The organism is Enterococcus avium ATCC 14025, assembly GCF_000406965.1.
Lineage (GTDB): Bacteria > Bacillota > Bacilli > Lactobacillales > Enterococcaceae > Enterococcus_A > Enterococcus_A avium.
This window is the reverse complement of record NZ_KE136357.1, coordinates 145,174-151,173: the sequence shown is the minus strand read 5'-3', so window position 1 is coordinate 151,173 and position 6,000 is coordinate 145,174. Positions and strand designations below refer to the sequence as shown.

General features: G+C 39.9%; 5 protein-coding genes. All 5 read right to left on the bottom strand.

Annotated features, from left to right (window positions below; translation table 11 throughout):
* The coding region (locus OMU_RS00710; RefSeq protein ID WP_016178050.1) for an IS1182 family transposase at window positions 1–354 on the bottom strand (354 nt) is incomplete at its 3' end.
* Window positions 355–469: 115 nt separating this feature from the next.
* Window positions 470–1,363, bottom strand: a complete 894-nt coding sequence (locus tag OMU_RS00705; protein ID WP_016178049.1) for an AraC family transcriptional regulator — start codon at window positions 1,361–1,363, stop codon at window positions 470–472.
* A gap of 77 nt (window positions 1,364–1,440) precedes the next feature.
* The gene (locus OMU_RS00700) at window positions 1,441–2,817 is read right to left on the bottom strand and encodes an MFS transporter (RefSeq protein WP_016178048.1); all 1,377 of its coding nucleotides are present in this window, start codon (window positions 2,815–2,817) and stop codon (window positions 1,441–1,443) included.
* Between the two features lie 98 nt (window positions 2,818–2,915).
* On the bottom strand, window positions 2,916–4,505 hold the full coding sequence (locus OMU_RS00695) for an alpha-L-rhamnosidase-related protein (RefSeq protein ID WP_016178047.1): 1,590 nt from the start codon (window positions 4,503–4,505) through the stop codon (window positions 2,916–2,918).
* A 26-nt stretch (window positions 4,506–4,531) separates the two neighbouring features.
* Window positions 4,532–5,872 (bottom strand): MFS transporter, encoded by a 1,341-nt coding sequence (locus tag OMU_RS00690; RefSeq protein ID WP_051122610.1) that lies wholly within the window; start codon window positions 5,870–5,872, stop codon window positions 4,532–4,534.
* Between the last annotated feature and the right edge of the window lie 128 nt (window positions 5,873–6,000).

Here is a 6,000-nt window from a genome sequence, read left to right as displayed (position 1 = left end):
CGTTTCTCTAAATCGGCGGACATAATTCTTTCCAAAAGTTGAGAAATGGGGGATTTTCTCCTCGAAGGAATAGCCTAAAAACCAGCGGTAAGCGACATTGGTGTCGACTTCCTTAATGGTTTGTCGCATGGAACGGATGCCGAATAAATACTGAATAAACACCAATTTGATCAGAATCACTGGATCGATACTTGGGCGACCTAAATCGGAGTAAGTGGCTTCGACGATTGGATAAATAAAGTCAAAATCAAGTGCGGCATCAATCTTTCGAACGAGATGATCTTGAGGAACCAGATCATCAATCGTGAGCATCGCAAATTGATTTCTACCGTTCGTATTGTTTTTAGACATCATAAGTATCACTCCTTGTATTCGATTTCATAAATCTATTATAAAAGAAAAGACTGTAGACAGCATCCATAAAATGGACTTTGTCTACAGTCTGACTTGCTGGATCAGCAAGTTTTTATTAGCTATGAGATTTTCTGTACTTTAACGGTGTCATACCAATTCTTTTTTTAAAAGCGCGAATGAAACTAGAGGTATCGTTGAAGCCTGTTTTGACTGCGATATTATCAATCGTTCGATTCGATTGCAGCAACAAAGCAGATGCTTCAGAAACCCGATATTGTATCAAATATTCATAAGGTGAATAATCCGTGTATTCCTTGAAGCATCTAGTGCATTCTGAAACCGAAATATGTGCTGCATCAGCAATATCTTCGATAGTCAACGCTTCTGTGAAATGATCTTTTACAAAGTCAATTAGATGTTGAATTCTCTCTTGTTTCTTTTTTAGTATGTGGATATTAGTCATTTGCTTTGTTTCCGTATTCGACAAAATCAAATACCAAACTTGACATAACAATACAGATATTCTATATTGCCAAGCAAAATCTGCTTTTGTTGAATAAATACCTTCTATTTCAAGCAGAATATCCAGCACCTGTTTTTTCCAGTCAATCTTTGTATTAAAAATGATGACTGGAAGCAAATAATCATTCACATATGGAACAACATATTCCTGTTCCATTAAACTTCCTAAAAAGAAAGAGAGCAACTTGGTACTGAAATTAATACTAAAATAACAGCCTTCTTCTTCCATCTGTTTAGTGATATGCAGATATTGCGAATTAACGAAGATTGCTTCACCTTCCTCAAGAAGATAGTTTTGACCATTAATTTGAATAGTCAGATTTCCTTTAGTCGCTACGGTATATTGAATCTCCTCATGCCAATGAAGATTATCAAAACCTCGACCTGGTGGAGTCATCGAGTATTTTTTTACGTAATAGATTTCAAAAGGAAACGACGTATTTTCATATTTGTTTTTCTCATATAAATCTACCTTTTTTTCCAACACTCTTCGCCTCTCTAAAGAAATCTTTTCTATAATTATAACGATATTTCGAAAAAATTGCATAGAGAAACAGAGATTGTTTATTCTGTCTCAACCTCGCTTTTTCTCTCTTCCAACTCCGCTTTTATCTGCGGATAGATTTTATCTAGCTTGTAAAACAGCATTGTGATGATCGAACAAATAATCAAAATCATTGGGACATACAGATACATCGCTTGAATCGCGAAAAGTGCTTGCCCCGTTTGCACCGCTTCACCTGGTTTGTACATTCCCCAAGCAAGTAACGCCCCTGCTAATCCTCCAGAGATCGCCTGTGCGACTTTTCCTAAAAACCCATTGATCGCCGAAAGTGACCCAGAAACATTGACGCCGGTTTTCCATTCACCATAGTCAACTGGATCCGCCTGCATGGAAAAGTAAATACTTTCTTTTATCCCGTAACCAACAGCCGAGATAAAAGCCCCGCATAAAATACCGTATAGCGCCTTATCAGCGAACATGATTATGATTAACCCGAGTAATTGGATACTTGAGGATAAAAGATACAAATTTCTTTTGCCAAATCGCTTGGCTAGCACCGGAACAAAAAAGTTTGCGAACATCGGAACGATGGACATAATTGTCGCAACAGTAATGGAGAGTGATTTTTCTCCGACAACGACAGAAAAATAATAAACCAAGGCACTTGATTGAATAAAAAAGCTGGTCCACATGAAAAGGATATTGATTGCAAAAATTAACCAAGGCTTATTTTGCCGTAACGATCGAAAGACTGTTTTTAATGAAACGCTCTTTGAGCCATGAATCGGTAATTCTCTTACATTGAAAAAGGTAAAAAAGAATAGCAAACAGCCAATGATCCCAAAAATTCCCATGACAATCTTGAAGCCCTGTCTTTCACTTCCATTACCAAAAAAAGCAACCAACGTTAAAGCGGTCGAGCTGACGATCGTCGCTCCTAAAAAGGCGAAAAATTTGCGAGAAGTCGATAGCGCCGTTCTTTCCTCTGCATCATTTGTAAGGCTAGGAAGGATCGAGGCCATCGGAACATTTACCAGCGTATAGGCTAAGGATAAACCAAAATAAGTGATATACGCGTAGACTAATTTCCCTGAGGCCGAAAAATTGGGTACGTTAAAACAAAGAAAAGCGAAAAGAGCAAAGGGAATGGCACCAAAGAGAAAATAGGGCCGTGATTTCCCCCATCGGGTATTCGTGTGATCAATCAGGTAACCGACGAGCAAGTCAGTAATCCCGTCAACAAATCGCGTCACGACAAACATCAAACTAATTGAGGCAGCATTCAAATGCATGATATCGGTGTAAAAATACAACAGATAGAGCGAAATCATTTGCCAAATAAGGTTACAGGCCAAATCTGACACTCCATAACCAATCCGTTGTCTCCACTTCATCAGCAATTGTTTTTTTGCGGTATTCGTTTGGGTTGTTTCCATAAATAGTACTCCTTTACATAAAATATGAAACGGTTTCACAAAATTGAATAAGACATGAATCGAACAACAAACCTTTTGTTCGACTCATGAGTCTTTCTTTATTCATTCGCTAACAAATATTTGCCGATTAAATAAGCAGGTGTACAGCTCCATGCATGGCAATAACTATTTAAAATTGGGCTGCCGTAAGGTGAAAAATCTAAGTCTTCCGGCTTGAACGCTTCCCAAAAGGTGTCCGCTCCCAAGTCGATCATCTTCCCCCAATAATCCTTCATCAAACGGATCGCCTCTTCTTGGCAATCTGCCATAAATAGCGCCTCGACAATGTGATGATACATATAAGGTGTCGCAATTCCTGTAATTGGAAAATGCTGCTTGATCGTTTCCTGCATGATTTTTTTATTCTTGTTTGAATCAAAAACCTCTGCTAAGACCATCCATACCTGACTTGCAAGATTTACTTCATTCGTTTCCTCCACCACAAATTGCTTTCGCTTATTATCAAACAAAGCCTGTTTTGAGAAATCAATCAGTTTTTCTAGCATCTGATGGTAGTTGGAGTGCTGTTGATCATTGTACATTTCTGCTAATTTTATGAATCTCTTTAATGTATAGATCACGATTGCTTGTCCAGCAGTTGCCTTGTCAAAATCATTCGACCAATCAACGAATACCGGCCATTCTTCTGATAAGACTAATCTACCTTCGCTATCAACTTGCTCAAGGGCCAGATCGATTGCCTTTTTGGCGATAGGATACAAGTTTTCTAACGCATCATAGTCACTTGTATGCTGAACATAATCATACAAAGTAGTGATAAAGAAGAGACTGTAGTCAAACAAGAAGGTATCATCAGGAGTTAACTCTGGCGCTGTGAATACATTCGCTGGAATCTTGCCTTCAGTTGTCCGCATACCGCCAAAAAGATAGAGGCAGCGCTTGACCAAAAATAGATCATTAAAGGTATAATAATTCGCTAATGCCTGTAAACGTAGATCCCCCAGCCATAAACGGCGATCGCGTTTTGGCCCGTCTTCAAAAACGGTTTGCATACAGTCTTGAAGAGTCTTTACGGAGACGTTGTAAATCGCCTTCAGCTCAGCATCTTCAATCGTACTATCTGACAATTGATTCATAGAAACGGAGCTCTCTGCGACAAAGAGCGGATTACTAAAACTAGCCTTCCATTTCGGCGAAGTATCGATCACACTTAGTTCTACATAACGACAGCTATAGCGCCTAGGCAGCTGGAGCTTAGCCGGAAGTACGTCGAGATGAACGTGTTCCTCTTGAATCCAGGATCGTGATAACCAGCCATCGTAATCCTCAGAAGCCGCGTACAACTCTGACGGTACTTCTGCAAATTTCAAGCGTAAATAGAGCGGCGCATCCATGGGCGAGCCCACCGAATTTATTTCTATACTAAAGTGCCCAACATAATGGTCTCCTAAATCCAGAATCAGCGATTCCCCTCGCCCCAAAGCATAGTCGCTTAAATGTAAGATATTTTTTTGACTTTTGGCTAATGTAAACTCATTTGTCCGCTGGTCTGCTGAAATTCGCTCGACTATCCCGGTTGGACAAACCTTTGTCTCAATCAATTCCGGAATATTTGCCTCTGCTCTTTCTAAGAGATTTTCATCATAATCCCAAACAACATCATTATTAATTTGAAAGGTAAATGCCATCTTTATTTCCCTCGCTAACTTTTTTATTAAACTGTCACATCAATATCTTGAATTGTCTCTGTTTCATGCTTCTTAGAGGTTCCATATTTCTTCTGCATTCTCATCATGACGATTCCTGCGATCGTAGCCAATAACACAATTCCGGCAAAACCAATCATGGACGATTGAATGCGATCGGGCATCACCAAGTAAGGCGTCACAAAGGCAAACAGCCCGCAGCATAACCGTGAAAACCCATTGATGAAGCCTTGCAGTGAGGCTCTGGTTTCCGCTGGAAATGATTCCTGCGTCCATACCTTATAAATCGCTTCTCCGGCGAGTGGATTTCCGAAGTTGTAAAAGGCGATCGTAATCGCTAAAGCAATAAAGCCGGCGCCGCCTCCGATCAAAGCCATCCCAACCATCGCTGCAAATTGTACAAAAGCACCGATGAAAAAGGCTTTATTTCGATATTTCCCACCTGAGATCGAAGCAAAAACGATTGTTGTCGCAAGAGAAACAATATTTAAGACGATTCCTAGACCCGTCGCTTGCGTTTGGCTTGCCCCTGCATTGGTTAAGGCATAGGTTTGGAATTGACCCCACGTATTCGCCAATAAATTCCAGCATACATAAAATGTAATGATTGCCAAGAAGAAGCCGAGATACTTGTTCTTATTTTCACCAAAAAGAACTGTTTTAAAGGAAACCTCTTGTCCTTTATCACTAATTGTTTTGTTTGCCGCTTGTCGCGCATAGCCTTCCTCATGAAAAATTTTGAACTTCGCTGAAAGTGTCCGCCACAACCAAGTCACTACTGCAAATCCGAATAAAATAGCAAAAACGATCCGAGCACCTAGCACACCTTCGATTCCTGAAAGCAAGAATGAACAGATATAAGAAATAAATACACCAATTTGCCAAAAAATTTGAGTTGAGGAGACCAGCCTAGCCGACGTGGTTTCATCCGGCGCATCATGGGAAACAACAGTCAAGCTGATTGGCAGATCTGCACCGGAAGAGCCGCCCATGATGATCACACCAGCTAATAACATCCAAAAACTGTTTGAAAAAAGACAAATCATTGCACCAATAGCATAAAAAAGATTTAGCCAATTAAATGATCGGATCAGACCAAAGCGCTTACTAATATTTCCAGCAAACATTGACCCAAAAGCAATCGCAAATGTTAGACTGCCTGAAAGGATTCCAACTTGCCCAGTCGTTAATTCTAAACCCTTTTGCCAGACAGGGATCGTTGCAGACAATCCGACGATACACCCAGAACCTAACATAGAGCCTATCCCCGCCGCAGTCGCTAAAGGTGAATACCTTTTTATTGTTGAATTTCCTGTATCACTATTTTTACTCACAATCACACACTCCATTTCATCATTCTAATCAGCTGATCAACTTATGAATTCATTGTAAGCGCATTACACCTTTTCAACTATGGTCTAAAAACAGGTATTTTTTATCCAAACTACAGAAAAGAGACTTTCCTTCAAAAAAGGAA

Coding starts and splice junctions, on each gene's coding strand:
- OMU_RS00700 (WP_016178048.1), bottom strand. CDS start 2,817: ATGGAAACAACCCAAACGAATACCGCAAAAAAACAATTGCTGATGAAG.
- OMU_RS00690 (WP_051122610.1), bottom strand. CDS start 5,872: ATGGAGTGTGTGATTGTGAGTAAAAATAGTGATACAGGAAATTCAACA.
- OMU_RS00695 (WP_016178047.1), bottom strand. CDS start 4,505: ATGGCATTTACCTTTCAAATTAATAATGATGTTGTTTGGGATTATGAT.